Source organism: Streptomyces sp. NBC_00078 (genome assembly GCF_026343335.1).
GTDB lineage: Bacteria > Actinomycetota > Actinomycetes > Streptomycetales > Streptomycetaceae > Streptomyces.
The window spans coordinates 4,792,859-4,818,584 of the sequence record NZ_JAPELX010000001.1 but is presented as its reverse complement, the minus strand read 5'-3'; the positions used below and the strand labels follow the sequence as shown (position 1 = coordinate 4,818,584).

Annotated in this window: 22 protein-coding genes and 2 pseudogenes; 15 read left to right on the top strand and 9 right to left on the bottom strand. The window is 70.2% G+C overall.

Going from position 1 to position 25,726, the window contains the following annotated elements; translation table 11 throughout:
- The first annotated feature begins 47 nt into the window (after positions 1-47).
- Positions 48-3,347 (top strand): S8 family peptidase, encoded by a 3,300-nt coding sequence (locus OOK07_RS22565; RefSeq protein ID WP_266798157.1) that lies wholly within the window; start codon positions 48-50, stop codon positions 3,345-3,347.
- Between the two features lie 287 nt (positions 3,348-3,634).
- Entirely contained in the window at positions 3,635-3,958 is a 324-nt protein-coding gene (locus OOK07_RS22560; RefSeq protein ID WP_266798156.1) for a hypothetical protein, read from the top strand.
- Between the two features lie 45 nt (positions 3,959-4,003).
- On the opposite strand, the gene OOK07_RS22555 is transcribed toward OOK07_RS22560, so the two are convergent.
- Positions 4,004-5,815 carry a thiamine pyrophosphate-requiring protein gene (locus tag OOK07_RS22555; RefSeq protein WP_266798155.1) on the bottom strand — a complete coding sequence of 604 codons (1,812 nt, stop codon included), beginning with the start codon at positions 5,813-5,815 and terminating at the stop codon, positions 4,004-4,006.
- Between the two features lie 45 nt (positions 5,816-5,860).
- Positions 5,861-8,965 carry an FAD-binding and (Fe-S)-binding domain-containing protein gene (locus tag OOK07_RS22550; RefSeq protein ID WP_266798154.1) on the bottom strand — a complete coding sequence of 1,035 codons (3,105 nt, stop codon included), beginning with the start codon at positions 8,963-8,965 and terminating at the stop codon, positions 5,861-5,863.
- A 597-nt stretch (positions 8,966-9,562) separates the two neighbouring features.
- Between OOK07_RS22550 and OOK07_RS22545 the strand changes: the two genes are divergently transcribed.
- The 5 genes from OOK07_RS22545 to OOK07_RS22525 all read left to right on the top strand — a co-directional run bounded on the left by OOK07_RS22545 (position 9,563) and on the right by OOK07_RS22525 (position 12,791).
- Positions 9,563-9,766 carry a cold-shock protein gene (locus OOK07_RS22545; protein ID WP_266518316.1) on the top strand — a complete coding sequence of 68 codons (204 nt, stop codon included), beginning with the start codon at positions 9,563-9,565 and terminating at the stop codon, positions 9,764-9,766.
- Positions 9,767-9,995: 229 nt separating this feature from the next.
- Entirely contained in the window at positions 9,996-11,462 is a 1,467-nt protein-coding gene (locus OOK07_RS22540; protein ID WP_266798153.1) for a DEAD/DEAH box helicase, read from the top strand.
- A 424-nt stretch (positions 11,463-11,886) separates the two neighbouring features.
- Positions 11,887-12,237: a MerR family transcriptional regulator gene (locus OOK07_RS22535; protein WP_266682574.1), complete on the top strand. Its 351-nt coding sequence runs from the start codon at positions 11,887-11,889 to the stop codon at positions 12,235-12,237.
- Between the two features lie 76 nt (positions 12,238-12,313).
- The gene (locus OOK07_RS22530; protein ID WP_266518301.1) at positions 12,314-12,535 is read left to right on the top strand and encodes a CarD family transcriptional regulator; all 222 of its coding nucleotides are present in this window, start codon (positions 12,314-12,316) and stop codon (positions 12,533-12,535) included.
- A gap of 127 nt (positions 12,536-12,662) precedes the next feature.
- Positions 12,663-12,791, top strand: coding sequence for a hypothetical protein (locus tag OOK07_RS22525; protein ID WP_266683745.1), 129 nt, complete (start codon positions 12,663-12,665; stop codon positions 12,789-12,791).
- A 273-nt stretch (positions 12,792-13,064) separates the two neighbouring features.
- On the opposite strand, the pseudogene OOK07_RS43725 reads toward OOK07_RS22525, so the two are convergent.
- The 4 genes and pseudogenes from OOK07_RS43725 to OOK07_RS22510 form a co-directional block, all read right to left on the bottom strand.
- Positions 13,065-13,233: pseudogene (locus tag OOK07_RS43725) on the bottom strand (DUF4097 family beta strand repeat-containing protein); the annotation flags it as partial.
- Between the two features lie 66 nt (positions 13,234-13,299).
- On the bottom strand, positions 13,300-14,667 hold the full coding sequence (locus tag OOK07_RS22520) for a phosphatase PAP2 family protein (RefSeq protein WP_266802006.1): 1,368 nt from the start codon (positions 14,665-14,667) through the stop codon (positions 13,300-13,302).
- Positions 14,668-14,686: 19 nt separating this feature from the next.
- Entirely contained in the window at positions 14,687-14,857 is a 171-nt protein-coding gene (locus OOK07_RS22515) for a hypothetical protein (protein WP_266802332.1), read from the bottom strand.
- A gap of 54 nt (positions 14,858-14,911) precedes the next feature.
- Positions 14,912-15,643 carry a DUF4232 domain-containing protein gene (locus OOK07_RS22510; protein WP_266798150.1) on the bottom strand — a complete coding sequence of 244 codons (732 nt, stop codon included), beginning with the start codon at positions 15,641-15,643 and terminating at the stop codon, positions 14,912-14,914.
- A gap of 186 nt (positions 15,644-15,829) precedes the next feature.
- On the opposite strand from OOK07_RS22510, the gene OOK07_RS22505 reads away from it, so the two are divergent.
- The 8 genes from OOK07_RS22505 to OOK07_RS22465 all read left to right on the top strand — a co-directional run bounded on the left by OOK07_RS22505 (position 15,830) and on the right by OOK07_RS22465 (position 22,861).
- Complete coding sequence (locus OOK07_RS22505) at positions 15,830-17,197, top strand: helix-turn-helix domain-containing protein (RefSeq protein WP_266798149.1); 1,368 nt, start codon at positions 15,830-15,832, stop codon at positions 17,195-17,197.
- Positions 17,198-17,364: 167 nt separating this feature from the next.
- Positions 17,365-18,729 carry a S53 family peptidase gene (locus OOK07_RS22500; RefSeq protein WP_266798147.1) on the top strand — a complete coding sequence of 455 codons (1,365 nt, stop codon included), beginning with the start codon at positions 17,365-17,367 and terminating at the stop codon, positions 18,727-18,729.
- A gap of 270 nt (positions 18,730-18,999) precedes the next feature.
- Positions 19,000-19,512: a hypothetical protein gene (locus OOK07_RS22495; RefSeq protein ID WP_266798145.1), complete on the top strand. Its 513-nt coding sequence runs from the start codon at positions 19,000-19,002 to the stop codon at positions 19,510-19,512.
- A 283-nt stretch (positions 19,513-19,795) separates the two neighbouring features.
- The gene (locus OOK07_RS22490) at positions 19,796-19,999 is read left to right on the top strand and encodes a cold-shock protein (RefSeq protein WP_007383480.1); all 204 of its coding nucleotides are present in this window, start codon (positions 19,796-19,798) and stop codon (positions 19,997-19,999) included.
- A gap of 169 nt (positions 20,000-20,168) precedes the next feature.
- Complete coding sequence (locus OOK07_RS22485) at positions 20,169-21,638, top strand: DEAD/DEAH box helicase (RefSeq protein WP_266682568.1); 1,470 nt, start codon at positions 20,169-20,171, stop codon at positions 21,636-21,638.
- A gap of 177 nt (positions 21,639-21,815) precedes the next feature.
- The gene (locus OOK07_RS22480; RefSeq protein ID WP_266802005.1) at positions 21,816-22,151 is read left to right on the top strand and encodes a CBS domain-containing protein; all 336 of its coding nucleotides are present in this window, start codon (positions 21,816-21,818) and stop codon (positions 22,149-22,151) included.
- A gap of 66 nt (positions 22,152-22,217) precedes the next feature.
- Positions 22,218-22,520 carry an SCO5918 family protein gene (locus tag OOK07_RS22475; RefSeq protein ID WP_266798144.1) on the top strand — a complete coding sequence of 101 codons (303 nt, stop codon included), beginning with the start codon at positions 22,218-22,220 and terminating at the stop codon, positions 22,518-22,520.
- Positions 22,521-22,687: 167 nt separating this feature from the next.
- A complete protein-coding gene (locus OOK07_RS22465) occupies positions 22,688-22,861 on the top strand; it encodes a hypothetical protein (RefSeq protein WP_323178125.1) in 174 nt (57 codons plus the stop codon).
- A 132-nt stretch (positions 22,862-22,993) separates the two neighbouring features.
- Here the strand turns inward: OOK07_RS22465 and OOK07_RS22460 are convergent, their stop codons facing one another.
- The 3 genes and pseudogenes from OOK07_RS22460 to OOK07_RS22450 form a co-directional block, all read right to left on the bottom strand.
- Positions 22,994-23,554 (bottom strand): CGNR zinc finger domain-containing protein, encoded by a 561-nt coding sequence (locus OOK07_RS22460; RefSeq protein ID WP_266682566.1) that lies wholly within the window; start codon positions 23,552-23,554, stop codon positions 22,994-22,996.
- Between the two features lie 35 nt (positions 23,555-23,589).
- A pseudogene (locus OOK07_RS22455) lies at positions 23,590-23,991 on the bottom strand (alpha/beta fold hydrolase); the annotation flags it as partial.
- A gap of 355 nt (positions 23,992-24,346) precedes the next feature.
- Complete coding sequence (locus tag OOK07_RS22450; RefSeq protein WP_323178122.1) at positions 24,347-25,627, bottom strand: COG1470 family protein; 1,281 nt, start codon at positions 25,625-25,627, stop codon at positions 24,347-24,349.
- Positions 25,628-25,726 lie beyond the last annotated feature (99 nt).

Here is a 25,726-nt window from a genome sequence, read left to right as displayed (position 1 = left end):
AATCAAGCCCTGGGGGAACTTTGCACAGAAAAGTGAAGGCAGCATGCGTGGGCACAGCCGCGGCGACCGTGGCTGCGGTCCTCGCCACGGGACTGACCGGCACGGCACAGGCAACGCCCGTGCCGGCCGGCACCGTGCCGACCGCCGCCAAGGCCGGGGAACCCGCCGGCACGCACCGCATCACCCTCGTCACCGGTGACCGTGTCCTCGTCAACGCCAAGGGCGATGTCGTCGGCATGGAGCGGGCCAACGGCCGCGCCCGGGTCCCGGTGCAGATACGGAAGTCCGGCGGCCACACCCTCGTCGTTCCGACGGACGCGGCCCGGCTGATCGCGAACGGCGGCCTCGACCAGCGGCTGTTCGACGTCACTGAGCTCGACAAGCCGGCCAACCGCAAAAACCAGCGGGACGGCCTGCAGGTCATCGTCGGCTACAAGGGCACCGCACGCTCTCTGAAGGCCGCCGTCCGGGACACGGGCATGGTCCACCGGACCTTCAAGTCCCTGGGCATGGACGCCCTCCAGGCGCCCACCGCACAGACGCCGAAGCTGTGGGACGCCCTCACCAACGGTGGCGCCCTCGCCCCGGGCATCTCCCATGTCTGGCTCGACGGCGTCCGCAGGGCCAGCCTGGACAAGTCGGTGCCGCAGATCGGCGCACCCGCGGCCTGGGCCAAGGGCTACGACGGCAAGGGCGTCAAGGTCGCCGTCCTGGACAGCGGCCTCGACAGCAGCCACCCCGACCTCAAGGGCCAGGTGCTCGCCGCCAAGAACTTCAGCTCGTCCGCCACCACCGAGGACCGGCAGGGCCACGGCACGCACGTCGCGTCCACCATCGCCGGAACGGGTGCCGAGTCCGGCGGCAGGTACAAGGGCGTCGCCCCCGGAGCGAAGCTCCTCATCGGCAAGGTCCTCGACGACAAGGGCCAGGGCGACGACGCCGGCATCATCACGGGCATGGAGTGGGCCGCCGACCAGGGCGCCGACGTCATCAACCTCAGCCTGGGCGGCCGCGACACCCCCGGCATCGACCCGCTGGAAGCCACCGTCAACAGGCTGTCCGAGACGAAGGGCACCCTCTTCGCCATAGCCGCCGGCAACGAGGGCGAGGAGGGCTTCAAGACCGTCGACTCCCCGGGCAGCGCCGCCGACGCGCTCACCGTCGGCGCCGTCGACGGCCACGACGCGGTCGCGGACTTCTCCAGCATGGGCCCGACCGCCGACGGCGCCCTCAAGCCGGACGTGACCGCGCCCGGCGTGGACATCACCGCGGCCGCGGCCAAGGGCAGCGCCATCGACAAGGAAGTCGGCGAGAAACCGCCCGGCTACCTGACGATCTCGGGTACGTCGATGGCGACCCCGCATGTGGCGGGCGCCGCCGCCATCCTCAAGCAGCAGCATCCCGACTGGACGTTCCGCGAGCTGAAGGCCGCGCTCGTGGGCTCCGCCAAGGGCGGCGACTACACCCCCTACGCGCAGGGCTCGGGCCGCATCCAGGTCGACAAGGCGATCGGCCAGAGCGTGTTCGCCGAGACGACCTCGGTGGGCTTCCCGGTCCAGCGGTGGCCGCACACCGACGACAACCCGGTCACCAGGAAGGTGACGTACCGCAACGCCGGCCCGAAGGACATCACGCTGACCCTGTCGACCGCGGCCTTCAACCCCCCGGGCGACGCGGCCCCGCGCGGCTTCTTCACCCTGGGCGCGAAGACCGTCACCGTCCCCGCCGGCGGCAGGGCGTCCGTGGACGTCACCGCCGACACCCGGCTGGGCGGCGACCTCTTCGGCGGCTACACGGCCTATGTGACTGCCAAGGGCGACGGCCAGACCGTCCGCACGGCGCTGGCGGTCGAGCGGGAGGAGGAGGCGTACGACGTCACGCTGAAGTTCGTCGACCGCCCCGGGCAGCACCCGGTCCACCTCACCACCCTGTCCCGGGACGAGCGCAACGGCAACCAGTTCGCGGACATGTCCACCGGCGACACGGTCACCCTCCGCGTCCCCAAGGGCCAGTACATCCTCGACTCGCTCAACGTGAAGGACCCGAACTCGACCGAGGGCGGCGCCGACTGGCTGGTACGGCCCGTGCTGAACGTCGCCAAGGACCAGACGGTCACGCTCGACCTGAACAAGGCCCGTTCGGCCGACATCACCGTGCCGGACAAGAAGGCCAGGCCGCTCCAGGCCATGGTGTTCTACGAGCACAAGGGCACACAGGTGGCGAACTACGTCGTGATGCCCACCTTCTCCGACATCCGTGTCGCGCACGTCGGACCCGAGATGCCGTCCAACCTGGCGCAGGTCTGGTCCGGGCAGTGGACCAAGGGCAAGGGCGCCGAGTACAACACGCTCGACGGCGGCGAGGTGAAGAAGATCACCGGCACGCACGTCCACCATTACAAGGCGCGCGAGTTCGCCACGGTGAAGGCCGGTCTGGGCGCCTCGGCCCCGGGAAAGACCGGGGTGCTCGCTCTGTCCGCCACCCTGCCCCTCATCAACGGCATCCACACCCCTCTGCCCCAGAAGCTGCCGACCACCCGGACGTACTACCTGTCCACGGGCGACGGCGCCGGCTGGTACTTCGACTTCCAGCAGTTCTCGGGGAAGAAGGACGCGGACGGTGTGCCGATCGTGGAGGCCGAATCCACCACCGGTGACTACCTGAAGCTCGCCGGTGGCAAGACCTACCGGAAGACGTTCGACACGGCGGTGTTCGCGCCGCGGGTGGTCCCCGGCCTGTCCGGTGTCTTCCACGGCCCCGACGGGATCTACGGCCAGCTTCACCTCTTCACCGACGGCCAGGGGCAGGAAGCGCAGTCGCAGCTCACCTCGGTGCGGACGACGCTGTACCGCAACGGCCACAAGGTCGGGTCGAACGCCGACCCGCTCACCGGCAACGGTCTGTTCAGGGTCCCGGCCGGCGAGGCCGCGTACACCCTGACCACTTCGGCCAGGCGCAGCGCGCAGGTCCAGGCCGCGTCCACCCGGGTGGACGCGAGCTGGACGTTCCGCTCGAAGCGGCCGTCCACCGGCCTGCCGACCGAACTGCCCGTCTCCACGGTCCGCTTCGCGCCGAAGACGGGCCTGGACAGCCGGGTCGAGGCCGGCCGGACGGTCACTTGTCCGGTCACCGTCGAGGGTGCGGCGAGGGGGCGGAACCTCAGGTCGCTCTCGGTGTACGTGTCGTACGACGACGGCAGGACCTGGAAGAAGACCGACGTCCGGAACGGAAAGATCACCGTGGGGAACCCGGCGAAGGGCAAGGGAATCTCCCTCCGCGCCAAGATCACCGACAAGAAGGGCAACACGTCCACGATCTCGGTCCACAACGCGTACTACGGCAAGTGAGGCCACGGTCGGCTGAATCGAGCCGCTGAGGTGAGTCGCTGAGGTGAGTCGCTGAGCGGGCCGGTCTGCCGGAAGCACGATTTCCGGCAGACCGGCCCGGGGTGCGTTCGGCCGAGGTGCCGTTCCCATCGCCCTGCGCCTTATCCACGAAGGCGGCTGAGCACTCGCGGGCGCATCGGCGTATCGGCGCTGGAGGTTAACTCGGATGGTTTCGGTGTGCTTAACGTACTTATGGACCGTTTGCTGTGAATATCTCAGCACCAGCGTCCGAGTGAAGCGGAGGAGTTATGTCTGTGATCATGACGTTCAAGGTCGTCGGCGACCCCAAGGGGGTGGAGCAGTTCGCCTCGGCCAACACGGAGAAGATGCAGACCGTCCTCGAAGCGGCCAAGCGTCATGGCCTCATCGCGCACCGCTTCTACGGCTCCGACGACGGCGGCAGCCTGATGGTGCTCGACGAGTGGCCCGACCGGCAGAGCTTCGAGTCGTTCTTCCAGGAGCAGGGGTCCGAGATCAGGCCGATGCTCGAAGCCGCAGGAGTGGCGGGGCCGGTCGAGCCGTCGTTCTGGCGGGAACTCACGACACGCGACGCCTACGGCTGGGGCGCCTGATCCCGGCAGCCCCACGCGGGGCAGGACGGCGCGTCACCGCTCCTCTCAGGCACCGGGCCGGTCCTCGCGGTGGCGATGGCCGGGCAGCATTTCCTGGACCTTCGCCTTGAAGCCCTGCCGGACCATGGCGGCGCGATCGCTGTCGCCCTTGAGGACGGAGGCCGCCGCGGCCTCGATCTGGTCCAGGGACGCGTGCGGCGGAATGGGCGGCACGGCCGGGTCGGTGCGGAAGTCGAGGACGTAGGGCCGGTCGGATGCCAGCGCCACCTCCCAGGCGCCCTGCACGTCCTGCGGCTTCTCCACCCGCATCCCGCCCAGGCCCACCGAGCGGGCGAAGTCGGCGTAGGCGACATCGGGCAGGGACTGCGAGGGCAGGAACTGCGGGGCGCCGGACATGGCGCGCATCTCCCAGGTGACCTGGTTGAGGTCCTGGTTGTTGAGCACGGCCACCACCAGGCGCGGATCGGCCCACTGTTCCCAGTACTTCGCGACCGTGATCAGCTCGGCCAGGCCGTTCATCTGCATCGCGCCGTCGCCCACGAGCGCGATCGCCGGCCGGTCGCCGTGCGCGAACTTCGCTCCGATCACATAGGGGACGCCCGGCCCCATGGTGGCCAGCGTCCCTGACAGCGAGCCGCGCATGCCGCCGCGCAGCCGCAGATGGCGGGCGTACCAGTTGGCGGCGGAGCCGGAGTCGGCGGCCAGGATGACGTTCTCGGGCAGCAGGCCGTTCAGGGTGTGGGCCACGTACTCGGGGTTGATCGGGTCGGCGTCCACCGCGGCGCGCCGCTCCATGACCTCCCACCAGCGGGCGGTGTTCTTCTCGATCTTCTTGCGCCAGGCGTCGCCCTTGGCCGGCTTCAGGTGCGGCAGCAGCCGCTGCAGCGTCGCGCGGGCATCGCCGACGAGGTTGACCTCGAACGGGTAGCGCAGGCCGACCATGTGCGGGTCGATGTCGATCTGCACGGCGCGCGCCTGGCCGAACTCCGGCAGGAACTGGGTGTAGGGGAAGCTGGATCCGATGACCAGCAGGGTGTCGCAGTCCTGCATCAGCTCGTACGACGGGCGCGTGCCCAGCAGGCCGATCGAACCGGTGACATACGGCAGGTCGTCGTCGAGGGCGTCCTTGCCGAGCAGTGCCTTGGCCACACCGGCGCCCAGCCGGTCGGCGACCTCCATGACCTCCTGGCGGGCTCCGCGGGCTCCCTGGCCGATGAGGAGGGCGACCTTCTCGCCGGCGTTCAGCACCTCGGCGGCCCGCTCGATGTCGGGGTCGGCGGGCACCGGGGTGTAGGAGGGCATGCCCAGGCTGGAGGGCACCATCTTGAAGGCGTGCCCGGGCGCGGAGTAGTCGAGCTCCTGCACGTCGGCCGGGACGATGACGGCCGTCACCGAGCGGCGGGCCATGGCGGTGCGCATGGCCCGGTCGAGCACGTTGGGCAGCTGTTCGGGGACGGTGACCATCTCGCAGAAGTCGGAGGCGACGTCCTTGTAGAGGCTCAGCAGGTCGACCTCCTGCTGGTAGGAGCCCCCCATCGCGCTGCGGTTGGTCTGCCCGACGATGGCGACGACGGGTACGTGGTCGAGCTTGGCGTCGTACAGGCCGTTGAGGAGGTGGATGGCGCCGGGTCCGGAGGTGGCGGCGCACACGCCGACCCGGCCGGAGAACTTCGCGTAGCCGACGGCTTCGAAGGCGGCCATCTCCTCGTGCCGGGCCTGGACGAACTGGGGCTTGTTGTCGGCCCGCCCCCAGGCGGCGAGCAGTCCGTTGATGCCGTCGCCCGGGTAGGCGAAGACGTGCTCGACGTCCCAGGCGCGCAGACGCTCGAGGATGTGGTCGGAGACCTTCATCGACATGGTGTGGACCTTTCCGATGGGACACGTGTGTCGGGTGGTGAGCGGTCAGGCGTGGCGGCGCAGGCGGTGCGCGGCGCCGCGACCGGCCACGGCGAGAGCCGAAACCGTCAGGGCGCCGGCGCCCGCGGTGATCGCCCAACGGGCGGCGCGGGACGGTTCGGGCGGCCGCTGCGCCAGGCGCTCGGGCTGCGCACTTGGCAGGTTTCCGTCGAGGCCCAGGGCCAGCACCTCGGCCAGGTGCAGCGCGCGGCGGCCGGTGCCGCCCTGTTCGATCTGGGTGCGGCAGCTGAAGCCGTCCGCGAGAACCAGGCTGTCGGGGGCGGCCGCGCGCACGGCCGGCAGGACGCCCTGTTCGGCGACGGCCATGGAGACCTCGTGGTGGCCGCGTTCGAAACCGAAGTTGCCGGCCAGGCCGCAGCAGCCCTCGTCCAGGACGTCGGCGTCGAGGTGGGCGCGGCGCATCAGTTCACGGTCGGCGTCGTCCTTCATGACCGCGTGCTGGTGGCAGTGGGTCTGCACGAGGGCCTGCCGGGCCAGCGCGGGCGGCTGCCAGTCCTCGGGCGCGTGCCGCACCAGGTGTTCCGCGAAGGTGCGGAACTGGCCGGCCAGGCGTTGCACGTCCTGGTCGTCCGGCATCAGTTCGGGCGCGTCGGCGCGGAACACCGCGGTGCAGGAGGGTTCGAGCCCGATGACCGGGGTGCCGGCCTCGATGTAGGGGCGCAGGGTGTCGAGCGTGCGCCGCAGGACTTTCTTCGCGATGGTCAGCTGCCCGGTGGAGATCCAGGTGAGACCGCAGCACACGGCGTCCGCGGGTACGGCGACGCGGAAGCCGGCGTCCTCCAGGACACGTACCGCCGAGGTCGCGACCGACGGATGGAAGTAGGTACTGAACGTGTCGGGCCACAGCACCACTGTCCGTGGATCGGCGGGATCCGGCTCGTCCACGGCGCGGGCCTGCCACCACTGCAGGAACGACTGCGGCGCGAACACCGGTGCCTGGCGGGCAGCGTCGACGCCTGCCAGCCACTTGCCGGCGCGGGCCAGACCGGGCGCCTGCAGCGCGCTGTTGACCAGCGACGGGGCGAGCCGGGACAGCCGGGCCCACACCGGCAGCCAGCCCATGGAATAGTGCGCCGCCGGGCGCACGCGGCCGTCGTAGTGGTGGGCCAGGAACTCGGCCTTGTACGTCGCCATGTCGACGCCCGTCGGACAGTCCGACCTGCAGCCCTTGCAGGCCAGGCACAGATCGAGGGCGTCACGTACCTCGGTCGAGCGCCAGCCGTCGGTGACGGGTGAGTCCGCGTGGCCGTCGAGCATCTCGAAGAGCAGCCGGGCCCGCCCGCGGGTGGAGTGCTCCTCCTCCTTCGTGGCCCGGTAGGACGGGCACATCACGCCGCCCTGATGGCCGCGGCAGTTGCCGATGCCGACACAGCGCATCACCGCGCGGGTGAAGGACTGATCGTCCTGCGGATAGCCGAAGTGCGTCTCGACGCCGGCCGGCCGCCAGGCGGGCCCGAGCCGCAGCTGCCCGTCGACCGGGTGGGGGTCGACGACCTTGCCGGGGTTCATGAGGTTGTCCGGGTCGAAGAGGGCCTTCATCTCACCGAAGGCGGTCACGAGCCGCTCGCCGAACATACGGGTGAGCAACTCGCCCCGGGACTGGCCGTCCCCGTGCTCGCCGGACAGGGAACCGCCGTAGGAGACCACGAGGTCCGCGGCGCGCTCCACGAAGCGACGGAAGTCGGCGACACCCTCGGCGGTCTTCAGCCCGAACGGGATGCGGGTGTGCACACACCCCTGTCCGAAGTGCCCGTACAGCGAGGGGTGGTCGTAGTCGAACTCGGAGAACAGGGTCTTCAGGTCGCGCAGGTAGTCGCCCAGCCGCTCGGGCGGAACGGCGGAGTCCTCCCAGCCCTCCCAGGTCTCCCGGCCACCAGGCGGGCGCGCGGTCACCCCGAGCCCCGCCTCGCGGGCCCTGAGCATCTTCTGCTCACGTGCGGGGTTGTCGGAGAAGGCCACCGTGGCCTCCTTCTCACTGCGGCCCAGAGCGCGCAGCAGCGCGTGCGCCTGTTCGTCGACGGCGTCCTGGCTGTCGCCGACGAACTGCAGCATCAGCCAGCTGTCGCCGTCCGGCAGCGCGTCGAGGGAGTCGAGGTAGGCGTGCTCCTCGCGCATGAGCTGTGCCATACGGCCGTCCAGCGCCTCCAGCTGGCCCGGTGAGCAGTGCCGCAGCAGCTCGGGTACGTCGTCGGCGGCGCGGCAGATGTCGTCGTAGCCGAGCACCAGCAGTGACTGGTAGGGCGGCACCGGCACCAGATCGAGTTCGGCGCGCAGCACCGTCACCAGGGTGCCCTCGCTGCCGACCAGGGCCTTCGCCAGGTCGAAGCCGTTCTCCGGCAGCAGGGAATCCAGGTTGTAGCCGGAGACCCGGCGCGGAATCCTCGGATATCCCTGCCGGATGTCCGCGAGGTACTCGGCGACGATGCGCTCCAGACCGGCATGGATCTCGGCCGGGCGCCCGCCCTGGGCGGCGATCCGCTTCCGTTCGGCCTCGGTGGTCGGCCCGACCCACATACGGGTCCCGTCGTAGGTGACGATCTCCAGGCAGCGCACGTTGTCCACGGTCTTGCCGTACGCCTGCGCCGATGCCCCGCACGAGTTGTTGCCGATCATGCCGCCGAGCGCGCAGTGGCTGTGCGTGGAGGGCTTGGGCCCGAACTGCAGGCGGTGCCCGGACAGTTGCCGGTTGAGCTCGTCCAGGACGATCCCCGGCTCCACCACACAGGTGCGCGCGTCGGCATCCACCGACAGCAGGGCGTGGCAGTACTTGGTCCAGTCGATGACCACCGCCGTGTTGGTCGTCTGCCCCGCCAGACTGGTGCCGCCTCCCCTGGACAGCACCGGGGCCCTGAACCGCGCGCACACCTCCACCGCCCGCACGGCGGCTTCCACACTGCGCGGGACGACCACGCCGATGGGCACCTGACGGTAGTTGGACCCGTCCGTGGCATACGCTCCCCTGCTGCCCGCGTCGAAGCGGACCTCGCCGTCGACCGCGTCGCGAAGCGCGGCCTCCAGGGCGAGCGCGTCGACCGTGGTCTCAGATCCGGCAGCCGGGCCGCGCGCGCCGTGTCGTGATGTACGAGCCATCGCATCAACCTTCGGGTCGAGGACTGGGCTCCCACGAGAGCCTCCGGCCCACGAGTACCCGCCTTCGCACTGTGCAACGGAGGCATTCGGGGCAGATCCGCCCGACGGCTGCCGCCTGCCGCCCTCACTTCACCGGTAGGGGAATCGACCCCGCCGAGCTGTTCAGCGCCGAGCCGGACGACCTGACCGGCGCACCGGCCTGACGGCGTGTTCGCGGGAGATGTGACCTTCGTCGCCAGAGTGGCGTCTCGGCGGGTTCACCGTCGTGCCGTCCGCTGACGACGGTGATGACGGCACAGGCGCCGTCGGAGGAGGCCACAGGGCTGCGGGTGGGCGAGCGCGACAGTGAAGGTCTCGCCCACGCAGAGCAATATCTGCGCTCGCGAAATGAGAATTAGGTGCGGGGCGCCGCGAGTATTCCCCGACCCTTCACCGGAGCGGAATTATCGACCGTGCAGGGCCGATCGCACCGTGCTACTGTCGATCTCAGTTGCAGGTGTGGTTGCCAGAAGGTTCATTTCCGACGGGTTAATCATCACGGCGACACGGAATTCACACAGGGTGAATTCCTGACTCCGCCTCCGAAGGAGAAATGACATGGCTACTGGCACCGTGAAGTGGTTCAACGCCGAAAAGGGCTTCGGCTTCATCGAGCAGGACGGCGGCGGCCCCGACGTCTTCGCCCACTACTCGAACATCGCCGCCTCCGGCTTCCGCGAGCTGCAGGAAGGCCAGAAGGTGTCCTTCGACATCGCGCAGGGCCAGAAGGGCCCGACGGCCGAGAACATCGTTCCGGCCTGACACCAGCGCTGACAGATACTTCGCAGCTGGGGCCCGCACCTTGGGGTGCGGGCCCCGGCTCGCTGCTTTTCAGGGCGAGCGACGGGAAGACTCCGCCGCACGACCGACCGGTGACGCATTCCCCGTCGGTCCGACCCGGCCCACATCGACTCTGGCTCGTCTCGAGATTCTCTGCGCCGCTTCTGTGCTGCGGGAATTCCTTGCTGCGTGCCATCAAGGAAGGTTCCGCATGAATCGCGCCCGCACATCCCGTACATATGACCGCTCCGGTGGTCCGCGCCGTTCCAAGAGCTTCGGAAATCGACAGGCCGGAGCGGCCCCGCAGGGCGAGTTCGCCCTGCCGAAGACGATCACGCCCGCGCTGCCGCCCGCCGAGGCGTTCGCCGATCTCGCCATGCCCGCGCGGCTGTTGGCCACGCTCGGCCGCGAAGGCGTGACCGCGCCGTTCCCGATCCAGGCGGCGACCCTGCCGAACTCCCTGGCCGGTCGTGACGTGCTCGGCCGTGGCCGCACCGGCTCGGGCAAGACCCTCGCCTTCGGCCTCGCGCTCCTTGCCCGTACAGCGGGGCGTCGTGCCGAGCCGCGGCAGCCGCTCGCCCTCGTCCTCGTCCCCACCCGCGAGCTCGCCCAGCAGGTCACCGACGCCCTCACGCCGTACGCCGGTTCCGTGAGCCTGCGGCTGGCCACGGTCGTCGGCGGAATGTCCATCGGCAGGCAGGCCGGTGCGCTGCGCGCCGGGGCCGAGGTGGTCGTCGCGACGCCCGGGCGGCTCAAGGACCTCATCGACCGGGGCGACTGCCGGCTGGACGACGTCGACATCACGGTCCTCGACGAGGCCGACCAGATGGCCGACATGGGCTTCATGCCCCAGGTCACCGCCCTGCTCGACCAGGTACGTCCCGACGGGCAGCGGATGCTCTTCTCGGCCACCCTGGACCGCAACGTCGACCGGCTCGTCCGCCGCTACCTGTCGGACCCGGTGGTCCACTCCGTCGACCCGTCAGCGGGCGCGGTCACCACCATGGAGCACCACGTACTCCATGTGCACGACGCGGACAAGCACCGGACGACCACCGAGATCGCGGCGCGAGACGGCCGGGTGATCATGTTCCTCGACACCAAGCACGCCGTGGACCGCCTGACCAAGCACCTGCTGGGCAGCGGCGTCCGCGCCGCGGCCCTGCACGGCGGCAAGTCCCAGCCGCAGCGCACCCGGACCCTGGCCCAGTTCAAGAGCGGGCACGTGACGGTACTGGTGGCGACCAACGTCGCGGCGCGTGGAATCCACGTCGACAACCTCGACCTGGTCGTCAATGTGGATCCGCCCACTGACCACAAGGACTACCTCCACCGCGGCGGTCGTACGGCCCGTGCCGGCGAGTCCGGCAGCGTCGTCACCCTGGTGACCCCCGACCAGCGTCGCGGCATGAGCCGCCTGATGGCTACGGCGGGCATCACCCCCCAGGTCGCCCAGGTGCGATCGGGTGAGGCGGAGCTGAGCCGCATCACAGGTGCCCAGGCCCCTTCCGGTGTCCCGGTCGTCATCACCGCGCCGGTCGCGGAACGTCCCCGTGGCGCGGGTTCGTCCTCCCAGAGCCGTCGCGGTCGCCGGGGCCACGCGGGCCAGGGCCGGCCCGTCGGCGAAGCGGCACGCCGCAGGACACCGCGGCGGACCGGCTCCAACTCCGCCGCCTAGAGCCTCAGGCGGGAAACCGCCATCCAGGACCCGGTGAGGGCCCTGCCGACGCGCGTCGGCAGGGCCCTCACTGTTGTGTGCCCGCGTCGCGCTGCCCGGCAAAACCCCCAGGCCACAAGACGCCTACGACTTCAGATCGCCAAAATCTACTCTTGCCAGAGTAGACATTGCATCCCGTGACGATTAGCCTTCTTCGCGTTGGCACGGTCCAGTGGGACCGCAGTACCCGTTCACCAAGTTGGTTCAGGAAGGACGGAGGACCGCTCACGCAGTTGCGATCCCCGCACACCTGCCCCTTGCGGGCCGGGTAGCGGAAACAGAAGGTCGGCACAGCATGAGGGCCGACGGATGGTGTTGAATTCCCTTCGGGGCCCTGGTGCCGTACGGCATCCGGGCCCCTCGACGCGTTGCACAACGAGGTGACATGGCAGCAGATACTCCGCTCGGCGATCGTCTGGATGACGACGACTACCCCGCGTACACCATGGGCCGGGCCGCCGAAATGCTCGGCACCACCCCCGGCTTCCTCCGAGCCATCGGCGAGGCCCGGCTGATCACTCCGCTGCGGTCGGAGGGCGGGCATCGCCGGTACTCCCGCTACCAGTTGCGGATCGCCGCTCGCGCCCGCGAGCTCGTCGACAGGGGAACCCCGGTCGAGGCCGCGTGCCGCATCGTCATCCTCGAGGACCAGCTCGAGGAAGCTCAGCGCATCAACGCCGAGTACCGCCGTGCCGCGAACAAGGCGTCCGGCCTGTCCGGTCCCGGTTCGAGCTGATCGCGTGGGCTCGGGTGGTCCGGTCTTTGCCGAGTGAGCGGAAGACCCGGTTGGACGTGGGCGCATACTGGGGGCAATGACAAGGCACGCTGCACCGAAGCGCCATCTGCCCACCAGCCCCTTCAAGGCGCCGGTCGCACCCACCCCCAAGCACTTCGCGGTGGGCGACCAGGTCACCCACGACATGCACGGCCTCGGCCGGGTCCTCGGCATCGAGGACGGAATCGCGGTGCTCGTGGATTTCGGCTCGGCCAGGATGCGGATCTTGAGTCCGTACACCAAAATGACCAAGCTGTAGAACCGTTGTGCCCGGTCACGGCACGCCAGGCCCCTTCGGGGACCTGTAACGAAAGGCAGACCCCCTCATCGACCCCACCTCGCTGTTCTCCGCTCCGGAGGAGCAGCCCCGCTGCTCCGCCACGGCTTTGCCGCCCCCGACCACGAGCCCCTTCCAGGCCCCCGACTTCGGGGAGTACGAGGACGAGACCTCGCTGCCCGAGGAGGCACAGGACCCCGCCCCGCGCAGGCGAGCGGCACGGCCCAGGGCGGCCTAGCGGTCCGACGGCCATGCCGAGGCCGCGGCGGCCGCGCGGAGGACTTCGGCGACCGCCTCGGCCGGGCGACCGGACTCCCGGGGACAGCACCGCCCGCTGTGCCGCAGGCAGGACGGGCGGCGCGGTCGTTTTCCGGGATTGCAGGGGACGTGCGGTCCCGCGGCGCTTGGCGAAGACGTGGCGGCGCAGGATGACGGAGCGGCCGGTGCCGGCATGGCCAGAGGCACCGAGGCAGACGATCCGCTCGGTCGGTCTGCCCGGTGAGGGCTGCGCGGAGTCGCCGAGGATCCGGTTCTTCGCGGACGGGGCCTCGATCCGCAGGACGCCTTCGCCGTAAGCGGCCTCGATCTGCTCCGCCGCCCTTCACGTCGCGGCTCCTGGAGGCGTCCGCGGGCGGGACCTCGGCCGTGGTGTCGGCCCGGTCTGCGGCGATGAACCGCATGCGTCCCGCGGGGATGTCCAGGACGGTGGCGATCGGTGCGGGGTGTCGACCGTCTGCGGTGCCGCTTCATCCTCCGGTGGAGGAGGTGGGGGACGGCGACGGGGCCGGCGAGGGCGCCGGCACGGGCACATGTGCCGGTGCCGGCGCCGGCTTCGGTTGCTGCAGGGTGGTGTACCGCACGAAGCGGTGGATCACGGAGGCCATCGCCAGAAGGAGAAGCGGTCCGAAGACCCACGGATGGCGGGCCATCTCCATCGACAGAAAGCGATAGGACAGCAACAGCGCGACGAATACCGTCGTGCCGTGAGCGACCAGCCGGACTGCCGACCGGTCCCAGCCGCGGTCGAGTGCCTGCACGGCCGCCTCGATGGTCAGCGCGAACACCACTCCGGCCACGAGATCCGCGCCGTAGTGGTAGCCGAACCCCAGCGTTGCGGCGAGCGTGGCGACCAGCCAGAACGTGCCGGCGTAGCGCAGAACCCGTGGGCCCTTCCTGGAGTGCACAAAGATCGTGGTGGCCCACGCCGTGTGCAGGCTGGGCATGCAGTTGCGCGGGGTGATCCGGTCGAACGGCATCCCCTGCGGGGAATGGATCGGCGGCACCACGTCCGGCCACAGGTTGGCCACCGCCCACTGCCCGGTGGGCTGCGTGGGAAGCCACAGGTGGTCGGCCGCCCAGTGCGCGTTCCCGGCTCCGTAGGCGTAGATCGGGCCGACCACCGGAAAGATCATGTAGATGGCCGGTCCGAGGAGGCCGATCACCAGAAAGGTGCGCACCAGATGGTGGCCGGGGAAGCGGCGCTCGACCGCCACACGGCGCAGCTGGTACAGCGCGACCACGACCGCGGCCACCGGAAGCTGGCCGTAGACGAAGTTGAGGAGATGGGCACCGATCGGGCCGGTGGCCGTGAGAGCCCGGCCCACCAGCCACGACGGATTGCCCAGCGCGTGGTCGGCGTTCTCCATGTACTGGTCGAGCACCACCGGGCGGGACTTCGACGTGATCAGGAGCCAGGTGTCACCGGTCTTGCGGCCGGCTATCAGCAGCAGACTCAGCCCGACGCCCTTCAGCAGCAGGACACGTTCGCGGCCGGTGCGGCGCGTGACGGCTATGACCGCACAGCCGCAGATCACCCACAGGGCGCCGTTGCCGAAGGGGTGGCCGCCGGTCAACCTGGCGCCGGCCGCCCAACGCACCAACAGGAGGGCGGCGTCGATCCCGATCGCGGCACCGGCCGCGACGAAGCGTTCCCGCCGGGTGAGCACCACCATCATCAGCGCCAGACCGGCGTACAGCACGAAGCCCGATTTGGGCAGGAATATCAGCTCCCGCGCCTGACTGGTTATCGGCCCCGGCAGGCCGTAGCGGCGCGCGACGATTTCCAACGCGACAAGGAATCCGAGGGCCACAGCACCCGCCGCGGCCCAGCGTATCGCCAGTGGCCTGCCCCGCTCAGAGCCCGTAGTCCTGCACTTTGTTCGCGTAAAAAACCGCGGCGCCGTAGGTCTCAATTGTTTGGCCGATTTTCAGGATGCCGATGGAATGGAGGTGCTCATCGCGGTAAATGCCATGGTTCCCGGTGAACAGTGGACGATGGGTGACGTTCATCGCGAGTTCGAACATGCTAGCGGAGCCGTGCGGGGAGTTCGCCGGTCATGGGTGGTTCCGCGGCCGTCATCACCAGTTGATGGCGTCGTCCATCGACTGCTGCCAGTACGTGACCTTGAGCGAGTCGTCGACGTAGGCGCCCTTCGCGGGCAGCGACGGGTGGGCTCCCGCGCCGACGCTCTCGTTGCCGGAGCGGCCGTGGAAGTAGACGGCCAGGGACTTCACGGTGTGGCCGTTCGAGCCGCTGCCGTCGGTGGCGGACAGGCTCACGGACGCATACCCGGACTCGCCGGGCTTCAGGGTGACGACGGCCTGCGGCTGCGACTCCTCGATGACCGGAGGCACGGCCTGGGCCTCGCCGAAACGGACGGCCGGATAGCCGTAGAGGAAGCAGCTCCTGCTGCCGGTGTTGGTCACCGTGAGCAGCATGTGGTTCACGGGGCGGGTCAACGGGGCCGCGACCGTCTTGGTGTTGGAACCCTCGCAGGTGACCGGCTTGCCGGAGGAGGCGGGCGCCTTCGGTGCGGAGGTGTGTGCGGTGGACCGTGAGCCGGCGCCGGGCCTGGCGTCGGAGGAACCCGACGAACCCGAGGAGTTCGAGGAGCCCGACGCGTCCGAGGACGAAGGGGAGCTGGAGCTCGGCGACGGGGCACCGGAGGAGACGCTCGTGGAGGTGCTCGCCCCGCCGCCCTCGTCGTGGGCGCCTGTTCCGTCGTTGCACGCGGTCAGGGAGAGCGCGGCGAGAACGGTGGTCGCCGCGGCGGCGGCGAGACGGGTGCGGGAGATGCGGTGGCTGGACACGTGGTCGTACCCCTTCGGTGTTCGGGTTGCGGTGGTGATTGGATGACCGAAGCTTGTGAGGCGATCCGTCCCAACTGCCACACATGGCGGGCAGTTGGGGACGCTGGAACGCCGAAGCGCCCTCTGACCAGGGCGAAAGCAGTGGTTCTGGAACGCGCCACTGGAATACGGGGATGAGGGGAACGGGTGTCAGGGGCGACGGAGGCCGGGCAGGCGGAGGCGTTCGCGCGGCTGCTGCGGGAGCTCAAGGACCGCTCGGGACTGAGCTACGGGGCGCTTGCCAAGCGCCTGCACATGAGTACGTCGACGGTGCACCGCTATTGCAACGGCACCGCCGTGCCGGTCGAGTACGCACCGGTGGAGCGCCTCGCCAGGGTCTGCCGGGCGACACCGCAGGAGCTGGTGGAGCTGCACCGCCGCTGGATCCTGGCGGACGCGGCACGCGGGCAGCGGGCGGATCAGGTTGCGGCGACGGGTTCGGCGCGGGGAGCCGGTTCGGACGGTTCAGCCGTTGCGGCGGGACCTGGGCGGGGCGAGGACGAGGACGAGGGCAGGGGCAAGGGCAAGGTCGAAGATGAGGGCGAGGACGGGTCCGGTAAGCCGGTTGTCGTCGACATGCCGGGCGAGTTCGCGCCGCCCCCTCGTGCCGCTTGGCTCCGTCGTCGCCGTACCGCGCTGATCGCCTCCCTCGCGGTGGTCGCCGCGCTGGGAACCGTCGTGTTCGCCCTGCGTCCGACGGGTGTCGGGGACACCGGGGACACCGCCAAGGCGCCGATCACCGGCACCACCGGGAACGGCGGGAGCGCCGAAAGCGGAAAGCCCTCCGTCACGCCGTCTCCGAGCGGCAGCGGACGCAAGCCGTCCGCATCGGTCTCCAACTCCCCTGCCGCGACGGCCGGTTCCGGGGGCGACGGCAACCAGGGCGGGGCCCGGACCACCGACGACGGCGCCGGCGGCGCCGTCCCGCTCACCGTCGGCACCCGTCCCTACGTCTACGACGATCCGTGCAGCCAGCACTTCCTCGTCGACAGCGAACCGGAGCAGGTCGGCCCGCCGGCGAGCGAGCAGGACGCTCCGCGCTGGGCCGCCGCGTACGGGGCGGTGTCCTCGGGCGAACAGCGGGTCGCCCTCACGGTCCAGGGCACGGGTGAGGACACCGTCGTCCTGGGCGCGTTGCACGTCCGCGTCCTCACCAAGGGCGCGCCCCTCGCCTGGAACGACTACTCGATGGGTGTCGGCTGCGGTGGCGGCGTCGGCACCAAGTCGTTCGACATCGGCCTCGACGGCGGCAGCCCCACGGTCACCGTCAAGAACGGCCAGCGCGACTTCCCGTACAAGGTCAGCGAGTCCGACCCGGAGGTCTTCTACGTCACCGCGCACACCACGGCGCACGACGTCCGCTGGGACCTCACCCTGGACTGGTCCAGCGGCAGCCGCCACGGCACGGTCCGCATCGACAACAACGGCGCACCCTTCCGCACGAGCGCCGACGCGGGCCGCCCGGGTTACGACTACCCGCTGGGCGGCGGCGAGTGGATCGCACGGGGGAACTGATCCGAGGACCTCGGGCGACCAATCGCGGGGTAAAGGGTTCGGCATCGTCCCTTCAACGGCCTTGTCCTGTCCATGCCCTATTCGATGGGATGCCGGAGACCACTCTGTCGCGATCACTTCAGTGAGACCGCGGCCACTTCGTGAGACTCCGAACCACAGAGGGATACATGCACATAGCCCGTACCGGTCGGGGGATCGCGGCCGCCACTGCCGTCGCCGCCCTCGCGGTCACCGCACTGACGACCGCCGCACCTGCCGTCGTATCCGCCGCCGTACCGCGCACCCTGGCAGTACCGGCCGTCGCCGGGCACGGCCTGGCGCACAGCGTGAGCAGCCCGCTGACGAGCGAGCAGTGCCAGGCCAAGTGGCAGATCAACTGCTACAACCCGCTCCAGTACCGCAAGGCGTACGACCTGAACGCCCTTTACCGCAAGGGCGTCACGGGCAAGGGCCGCACCATCGTCATCGTCGACTCGTACGGCTCCCCGACCGTGCAGCACGATCTCGACGTCTACAGCAGCCAGTTCGGTCTGCCCAGCACCAAGGTGAACGTGGTCAAGTGGGGGCATGTGCCCGCCTTCGACCCCAAGAACTCCGACATGACCGGCTGGGCCGGCGAGACCACCCTGGACGTCGAGCTGGCGCACGCCGTGGCACCCGCCGCCAAGATCGTCCTGGTGGAGACGGCGGTCTCCGAAACCGAGGGCACCACCGGTCTGCCGGAGATGATGGACGCCGAGAAGTACCTGATCGACCACAACGTCGGCGACGTCATCAGCCAGAGCTTCGGCGCCACGGAGAACACCTTCCCCGGCTTCGACCAGGGCGACTTCTCCAGCATCAAGAAGCTGCGGTACGCCTTCCAGGACGCGGACCGCAAGAAGGTGACCGTGCTGGCCGCGTCCGGTGACGGCGGCGCGACCGACCTCCAGGCGGACGGCAAGACGTACTACAAGAAGCGGGTCAACTCCTGGCCCTCCGCGGACCCGTTGGTCACCTCGGTCGGAGGCACCCAGCTGCACCTGAACGACAAGGGCGACCGCGTCAAGCCGGACAGCGTCTACAACGACTACGGCTCCGGCGGTGGCGGCCAGTCCCACGTCTTCACCCGCCCGTCCTTCCAGAACGGTGTGAAGGGCGTCGTCGGCACCCGCCGCGGCACCCCGGACATCTCCATGACCGCCGCGGTCAACGGCGGCGCGTGGATCTACTCCAGCTACGACCCGACCGCTGTCGGCTGGGACGTCACCGGCGGCACTAGCGAGGCCACCCCGATCTTCGCGGGCATCGTCGCGCTCGCCGACCAGGCGGCCGGCCACCGGGTGGGCAACATCCACAAGGCCCTGTACGACCTCGCCGCCCACCACGCCAAGAGCAACGGCGTCGTCGACGTCAACGACGGCACCGACAACAGCTACGAACACGTCACCGGCTACAAGGCCGTGAACGGCTACGACCTCGCCACCGGCGTCGGCACCATCGACGCCCTGCGCTTCGTCCCGGCCCTCGCCAGGGCGAGCCACCACGGCTGACCCGTCCGGCACAGCTGACGGACACGTCTGACGCCACGTGGACGGCCCGGGTCCCGCACCCGGGCCGTCCACGCTCTCCGAGGCGCCCTGTCCGCCTGCACAGAGGTTGCACAGCGACCCGATCCGCTTGCACATGTGAAGACCGTGTGCCGACGAGGCGGGACCCGTCCCGCCGGTCCGGGCCGCGCTGCGTAGCCTGGGTAATGTTCCGGGCCGACAGCCTTGCGGGGCAGGCCGGTTCATCCGAGCGAACCCGAAGGATCGGCGAACATGCCCTCGAAGAACAGCTGTCTCACGCTCGCTTCCGTGGCCCTCCTCGTGGCACTCTCGGGTCTGGCCACGGCGGGCCCCGCCATGGCGGCCGCCCGGCCGGCGGTCGCGGGAGCGTCCCCGTCTTCGCGGGTGCACGCATCCGCCGCGCCCACCGGCTTCGTGAACCTGGCGACGAGCCCGCTGCCGGCCGCCGGCGAGCAGCACGAGTTCACGCTCACCTACCGCAATGACGCGACAGCGGACCGGACGGTCGCCCCGCAGCTCCTGGTGGAGTCTCAGGACGCGGGACCGTTCCTGGCACCGTCGGACATCACGCTGGAGCGCCGCACGGCGGACGGCTGCTGGGAAGCCGTACGGGTCGGCACCCAGACCGGCACGCTGTTCACCGATCTCTCGGCCGCCCGGCGCACCCTGCACGCGGACGAGACCCTGACCGAGGTCTACCGCCTCACCGTCATCGGCCCGCAGGCCACGGGCACGGTGCAGCCGCGGGTGGCCCTCTTCGGCTGAGCCGTCACCGGGACGGCCGCCCGCCGACCGGGGGACTCACCGACACGGCAGGCGGCCACGCAAAAAATCCTGGGGCGTACGGCCCGACCTGTGATACCGTGATAAAAGTTGCAGTTTTGGTTACCAGAGACATCAGAAATTGGGTGCTCAACCGACTTGCGTCGACGAGCACCTTTTCTTGTTTCCGGAGCTTTCCGGATTTTTCCGGAGGGGCGATCATCGCGGCGACTCCGGGGCCTGCAAGGTGCGGACTCCGGTTAACTGCCCCAAAGGGAGATTCAATATGGCATCTGGCACCGTGAAGTGGTTCAACGCGGAAAAGGGTTTTGGCTTCATCGAGCAGGATGGTGGCGGCGCTGACGTGTTCGCCCACTACTCGAACATCGCCACCTCCGGCTTCCGTGAGCTTCAGGAGGGCCAGAAGGTTACCTTCGACGTCACGCAGGGTCAGAAGGGCCCGCAGGCCGAGAACATCGTTCCTGCCTGACGCCGACGCGTCGCGTTCTACGTGATCGGGGCCCGCACCCAGGGTGCGGGCCCCGATTCATTGCTATCTCCCGTCGACCCACGGCAGGCTCATTCTTGCGAATCCCGGTGCGGCCGTCGGCCGCTCTGCGGGACTTCCTCGATACGTGCCGCATCGAGGAAGGGCCTGCATGAACCGCACCGGCCGCACCAGTGACGGCTCCTCACACCTCCCCCGGCAGAAACCGGCGCGCCGAAACGCTCGTTCCCGTCCCGCCGAGGCCGGCCGGAGCAGCGGTCGTAAGAACAGCCGTCCGGCCGGGCCCCGCGAGGAGTTCGCGGCGCCGGTCACCGTCACCCCTGCGCTGCCGGCCGTCGAGGCGTTCGCCGACCTCGACCTGCCCGAGCCGCTGCTGGCCGCCCTGCACGCCGAGGGCGTGACCGTGCCGTTCCCCATCCAGGGGGCGACGCTGCCCAACTCGCTGGCCGGCCGGGACGTTCTGGGCCGCGGGCGTACCGGTTCGGGCAAGACACTCGCCTTCGGCCTCGCCCTGCTGGCCCGTATCGCAGACCAACGGGCCGAGCCCCGACGGCCGTTGGCACTCGTCCTCGTGCCCACCCGGGAACTGGCCCAGCAGGTCACCGACGCCCTCACCCCCTACGCCCGGGCGCTGCGCCTGCGGCTGGCCACCGTGGTCGGCGGTCTGTCGATCGGCCGCCAGGCGAGCGCGCTCCGTGGCGGAGCCGAGGTCGTCGTGGCCACACCGGGACGGCTCAAGGACCTCATCGTCCGGGGCGACTGCCAGCTGGACCAGGTCTCCGTCACCGTCCTCGACGAGGCCGACCAGATGGCCGACATGGGCTTCCTGCCGCAGGTCACCGCCCTGCTCGACCTGGTGCGTCCCGACGGTCAGCGGCTGCTGTTCTCGGCCACCCTGGACCGTAACGTCGACCGGCTGGTGCGGAACTACCTGCACGACCCCGTCGTCCACTCCGTCGACCCCGCCGCGGGCGCGGTCACCACGATGGACCACCACGTGCTGCACATCGAGGACGAGGACAAGCACGCCACCGCGACCGAGATCGCCGCCCGCGAGGGCCGGGTGATCATGTTCCTCGACACCAAGCACGCGGCGGACCGGCTGGCCAAGAAGCTGCTGGCGGTCGGAGTGCGCGCGGCGTCCCTGCACGGCGGCAAGTCCCAGTCGCAGCGCAACCGGACCCTGGCCCAGTTCAAGGACGGCCATGTCACGGCGCTGGTCGCCACCAATGTCGCGGCCCGCGGCATCCATGTCGACGACCTCGACCTCGTCGTCAACTTCGACCCGCCCGGTGACCACAAGGACTATCTGCACCGCGGCGGCCGTACCGCCCGTGCCGGCGCGTCCGGCACCGTCGTCACCCTGGTCCTGCCCCACCAGCGCCGCGCGATGGCCCGGCTGCTGGACGACGCCGGGATAACCGCGCGGACCACCCGGACCCGGTCGGGCGAGGCCGAACTGAGCCGTATCACCGGAGCCAGGACTCCTTCCGGGTCGCCCGTCGTGCTCACCGTCCCGGTCGCCGATCCGCCGGCGCGCGCCCGGTCCGCCGGTCGCGGGCGGGACGGGCGGCCCGCCCGGAGCGGCCGCCGCAGGTTCCCGCCGAGCTCGAAGGCGTAACGCCAGTCGTCGTTCGGATGAACCAGTCGGCCGAGCCGGCTGGTTCAGCCATCCCGTCGTCATGCATACCCCGACGCACACTTGTTCGCTGAGGAGAAGCCATTGACGCCCGCCCGAACGCTGTCTCCCCTTCCGGCCGTCGAGTCCGACGGCACCCGCCTGACGGCCGTTGACGCCATGGACGCGCCGGGACTGCAGGTCGACGACCACATGGCGGTCGACGTCGCGCTGTCCGTTCTCGACGGTGCCCGCGTCGCACATCTGCTGCTGCGGGACGAGGACGGCCGGTGCGGGGGCCTGGTCACCCGGGCCCAGCTCGACGCCCACCGCGGTGGCTCGTGGTACCGCGACCGGACCCGGCTGCGGGACATCCCGTACGACCGGGGGCCGTTCACCTCGTCCGCGGCCACGCTCGGCGACGCGGAGACCGCCATGCGGGTACGGACCCTGGACGTGTCCCCCGTGGTCGACGAGCACGGCTGCGCCCTGGGCGTCCTCGCTCTCCTTTTCTGAACCGACTGACCGCCCGCACCGCGTCGGCCCGCTCCGGCGTTTCCCTCTCAACCCCGTGGAGGCAACATGCGCTGCGTCATCGCCCGTTTTCCCTTCGACTTCACCAAGTTCGAGGTGGAGCACTCGATGGAGGGCATCAAGCCCGAAGCCGTCACGGGAGTGTCCGTGACCATCGGCCGCCGTACCTTCCCCGTCATGCAGGTCGGCGAGGTCATCACCCGGCAGAACCGTCGCGACTTCACCGTGGGCGAGGTGCGCAGGGCGCTGACCCGGCTCGGCTTCACCTGTCATGACGCCCCGCCCGCCCCGCCGGCCGCGCACGCCGAACAGCCCGCGCCGTGGCAGGTGACGGGCGTCAACTGGGAGTGAGCCGGACCGCGCGGTGCGCTCGGCTCGCCCCTGGCCCCTGACGGGCTGGGCGGCGATGACCGCGACGCCCGTCCGGCCGCCGTCCACGTCGACCACCGTCCGCGTCGACCACCGTGCCGTGCGCGAAGGCCGCCTCGTCTCCGGCCGGCCGGACCACGGTGTGCGCGATGGCGTCGGGTGAGCCGGTGCCACCGGCCGGGGTGCCCTTCAGCCAGTGGCAGGAGCAGCCCGTGCGGGGCATGCGCGCCCTGCGGACCAACGGCCTGGTGTCACCGGCTCTTCCTGTGGACCGGACGGCCGCCGCGCTGCCGGCCGGCGTCCGGGAGGCGTGGCGATCATGATGTCCACGGGCGACTCGGCCCACCTCAGGGCGGCGCTCGACACCGGCCTCGGCCACCTCCGCGCGACGACGGTCGAACAGGGCGGTGTCGGACAGTGCGGTACGGGGCCGGCGGGGCGGCGGCCCCGGCAGGTCAGCGGGCCGCCGCGGGCGCGGTCTTCTTGCGGGCGCGGTAGGCGGCCGCCTTGATCTTGTTGCCGCAGGACTCCATCCCGCACCACTGCCGGCGCGTGCCCCGCGAACGGTCGATGTAGGTGCGGGTGCACTCGGGGTTGCCGCACTCCTTGAGCAGGGGCACGTCCGGTCCGCTCAGGAGCTCGACGGCGTGGCGCGCGACCATGGAGAGGGCCTCTTCCGGCGTCGCCTGCGTCCATCGCCCCGACGGGGTGAGCTGCGGCACCGCGGACGGCCTGCGCGCCGCGTTGTTCACGACGGTCAGCGCCGCCCCGTCGCACTCCTCGCCGAGCCGCCGGGCGGTGACCAGCCGGTACACGGCTTCCCTTACGGTCGTCGCCTGCTCGACGTCGGCCTCCTGGCCGGGGGAGACCGCGTCGACGAGGCCGGACTCCACATACCAGGCGTTCAGTCTGTCCGGCGTCGCGAACATCTCGAAGCGGACCGTACGGCGCGCTCGGAGTGTGGCGGCGAAGTCCAGCGCCGGGTTTCCGCAGACGAAGACATGATCGAAATTCACGTCACCATCCTGACAGGTGATGCCTGTGAGCGACACTGCTGGGCGTTGCGGAACGTCCGGTCGGAGAGGAAGCGCGTCGTGCCGTGACCGCGCAGGTACGGGACGATCACCCGGTACCCCTGTGCCGCCAGCAGCGGGGCGACATCGACGTAACTGTGGATGTCGTAAGGCCAGCCGTGCAGGCAGATGGCCGCCGGGCCGTGGGCCGGGCCCAGTTCGGCGTAGCCGACGTCCAGCGGCCCGGCCCTGATCTGCTTCAGCCGCGGAGATCCGGTGCGCCCGCCGGATGCGGTCGCGGGGACGGCCGCGGGGACTGTCGCGGCGTCGGCCGTGGGGACGGTCTGCGCCGCGGAGGCGCCCTGCAGACCGGCCACCGAAAGGGCGGTGGCACCCGTGCCCACTCCCAGGACCTTGCCGAAGCCACGCCTGTCGATCATGCGAATCCTCCACGCGTCCCTGCCGCACCGGCTGGTGCGATGACTGACTCTCACATGAGGGACGTCACCAGTCGAGACGGTGACGATAATTGACGCGACAACCGCCTGCCCCTGCCTATCCGGGATTCAGTGCGCCTTGCAGCGCCTCTTTGACCAGTGACGGAGACGGGGACGGGGCAGCAAAAAACCCCGGGCCCATGGGACCCGGGGTTCATGCACTCCGCCCGCCTGACGGCGGGACGAGGTTTTCAGACCGGTGTTGACGTTTTCCGGACGGATCCGGTCGCGAGAGATCGAACTCTTTGCATACGGCACCTTTGCCGATCAACAATGGCCCGGAAGTGGAGAGTTCGATTCATTGCTTGGTGCTGCGGAGCACACCGCTCACGTTCAGGACCTCGTGGCAGCCCTTCGCCCGACGGCCGGTGGCCGGCGTGCCCGGCTTGTTGCAGGTCACCTCGATGGACACGGCATCGCCCTCGGGGATCTTGATGGGGGTCACCCAGTGGTAGTCCTGGTTACGGAAGGTCTCCATGGCGATCGTGGTGATCTTGCGATCGCCGAAGGAGATCGTCAACAGCCCTTCGTCGCCTTGGAAGTTGGCGACGACGATGTCCGTCACTTCGAAGACATTGTCCTTCGGAACCACGTAGGTGCCGGGCTTGGTCTGGCCGCTCGCCGACTGCACGTCGATGGTCTGCGAGCTCTGCTGACCGCCGCCGGTGCCGCCACCGCCCGTGCCGCCGCCGTCGCCGCCCGCTCCGGACGATCCGCCCGACCCCTGGCCGCCGGGACTGGGCGAACCGGCGCCGCCGGAACCGCTGTTGCCCGGAGTCTGCTGTCCGGCGGGCGTGGGACGTGCCTGGACCGCCTCGTCGGCCGCGTCCTTCGCAGCGCTGCGCACCGCGGGCCTGACCAGCAGGAACCAGGCGATCAGCAGCGCGAGGAGCGCGGCGAGCAGCGCGAGGAGCCACTTGGGGAAGACCGGGATCTGGACGAACTCGGCTTCCAGCGGCGCCCGTACGGCACTCTCGTAGGGCCTGGGCTCCTCCTGCTCGCCGTCCTCGGCGGTGTCCACGGTGAACGGCCAGACCACCGGGGCGCCGAACCACACCGGCTTGCCGGTGCGCACGCGCAGCCCGATCTCCGCCGACTCGCCGGGCTCCAGCTTCGGCTTCGCCGGAGTGAAGGCGAACGCCAGCTCCTCGCCGGCCTGGCCGGGGGTGAAGCCCACCTGCACCGGGGTGTTGCCCTGGTTCTGGACGGCCAGCCGGTAGCGGCCGCGCAGCCAGCCGCGCCGGCGGCGCGGGGCCAGTTCGGTGCGCAGCTCGTGGAACTCCTCGATGTGCACGGTCGTTTCGAGGACCCGCACGGTCTCGGGGTGCTCGGTCGGCAGGATCCGCACGCCGAGCGGCAGCTCGCCGGCCCGTATCTCGTGCGAGCGCGGCGGCTCCAGACGGAGCGTCACCGTTTCGGAGGTGCCGGGATAGAGCGAGACCCGCGCGGGTTCCACGGTGGTCCAGGGGGCGCAGTCCCCGACGACCTCCAGGCTGTACGCCTCGACGATGTCGCTGTCGTTGCGGACGGTCAGAGTCGTGGTGGCGGTGTCCCCCGGCGCCACCGTCACGGCCGGGATGTCGAGGCCGGGCGCACCGGGACCGGAAGAGGCTGCGGAAGGCGTCACGCCACCACCGTAGAAACACACCCGGGGACGCCGCGAGGAACGCGAGGGCAA

What these genes read in the sequence shown, in the direction of transcription:
- OOK07_RS22560 (WP_266798156.1), top strand. Translation starts at nt 3,635, where the DNA reads ATGTCTGTGATCATGACGTTCAAGGTCGTCGGCGACCCCAAGGGGGTG.
- OOK07_RS22555 (WP_266798155.1), bottom strand. Translation starts at nt 5,815, where the DNA reads ATGTCGATGAAGGTCTCCGACCACATCCTCGAGCGTCTGCGCGCCTGG.
- OOK07_RS22550 (WP_266798154.1), bottom strand. Translation starts at nt 8,965, where the DNA reads ATGGCTCGTACATCACGACACGGCGCGCGCGGCCCGGCTGCCGGATCT.
- OOK07_RS22545 (WP_266518316.1), top strand. Translation starts at nt 9,563, where the DNA reads ATGGCTACTGGCACCGTGAAGTGGTTCAACGCCGAAAAGGGCTTCGGC.
- OOK07_RS22540 (WP_266798153.1), top strand. Translation starts at nt 9,996, where the DNA reads ATGAATCGCGCCCGCACATCCCGTACATATGACCGCTCCGGTGGTCCG.
- OOK07_RS22535 (WP_266682574.1), top strand. Translation starts at nt 11,887, where the DNA reads ATGGCAGCAGATACTCCGCTCGGCGATCGTCTGGATGACGACGACTAC.
- OOK07_RS22530 (WP_266518301.1), top strand. Translation starts at nt 12,314, where the DNA reads ATGACAAGGCACGCTGCACCGAAGCGCCATCTGCCCACCAGCCCCTTC.
- OOK07_RS22515 (WP_266802332.1), bottom strand. Translation starts at nt 14,857, where the DNA reads ATGTTCGAACTCGCGATGAACGTCACCCATCGTCCACTGTTCACCGGG.
- OOK07_RS22500 (WP_266798147.1), top strand. Translation starts at nt 17,365, where the DNA reads ATGCACATAGCCCGTACCGGTCGGGGGATCGCGGCCGCCACTGCCGTC.
- OOK07_RS22495 (WP_266798145.1), top strand. Translation starts at nt 19,000, where the DNA reads ATGCCCTCGAAGAACAGCTGTCTCACGCTCGCTTCCGTGGCCCTCCTC.
- OOK07_RS22490 (WP_007383480.1), top strand. Translation starts at nt 19,796, where the DNA reads ATGGCATCTGGCACCGTGAAGTGGTTCAACGCGGAAAAGGGTTTTGGC.
- OOK07_RS22485 (WP_266682568.1), top strand. Translation starts at nt 20,169, where the DNA reads ATGAACCGCACCGGCCGCACCAGTGACGGCTCCTCACACCTCCCCCGG.
- OOK07_RS22480 (WP_266802005.1), top strand. Translation starts at nt 21,816, where the DNA reads ATGGACGCGCCGGGACTGCAGGTCGACGACCACATGGCGGTCGACGTC.
- OOK07_RS22475 (WP_266798144.1), top strand. Translation starts at nt 22,218, where the DNA reads ATGCGCTGCGTCATCGCCCGTTTTCCCTTCGACTTCACCAAGTTCGAG.
- OOK07_RS22465 (WP_323178125.1), top strand. Translation starts at nt 22,688, where the DNA reads ATGGCGTCGGGTGAGCCGGTGCCACCGGCCGGGGTGCCCTTCAGCCAG.